At 61.2% G+C, this 278-nt stretch carries 1 protein-coding gene and 1 pseudogene; both read right to left on the bottom strand.

All coding sequences use genetic code 11. The annotated features are described in order from the left end of the window. The coding region (locus AC5RU7_RS21130; RefSeq protein WP_494053892.1) for a DUF3618 domain-containing protein at positions 1–139 on the bottom strand (139 nt) is incomplete at its 3' end. Next, a pseudogene (locus tag AC5RU7_RS21125) lies at positions 136–278 on the bottom strand (phage holin family protein); the annotation flags it as partial. The gene AC5RU7_RS21130 and the pseudogene AC5RU7_RS21125, both read right to left, overlap by 4 nt.

Genomic DNA, 278 nt, shown 5'->3' with positions numbered 1-278 from the left:
CGGCGTCTTTGACCTTGTCGGTTTGGCGGTTGACGATGTTGGACGGGGTGACCTTGTCCGCGACGGCGTCCACGTTGGTGCCCAGCCGTGCGCGGGTGGCTTCTATGTCTGAACGGATTGCGTCCGGGTTCTCGCTCATCGGTTGACCTCACCTGGTTTTAGGGTTGGGGGAATTTCGGAAAGGGTTTCGCCGGTCTGCGGCAGGCCCTTGATCTTCTTGAGTTCCTTGCGGCCAATGGAGGCCAGGATCGCGGCGATGATGGCCCAGAGGACGGCAA

It is taken from the genome of Arthrobacter sp. K410C, assembly GCF_059090105.1.
Note: the sequence above shows the minus strand (reverse complement) of the source record. Positions and strands in the feature narration are given on the sequence as shown.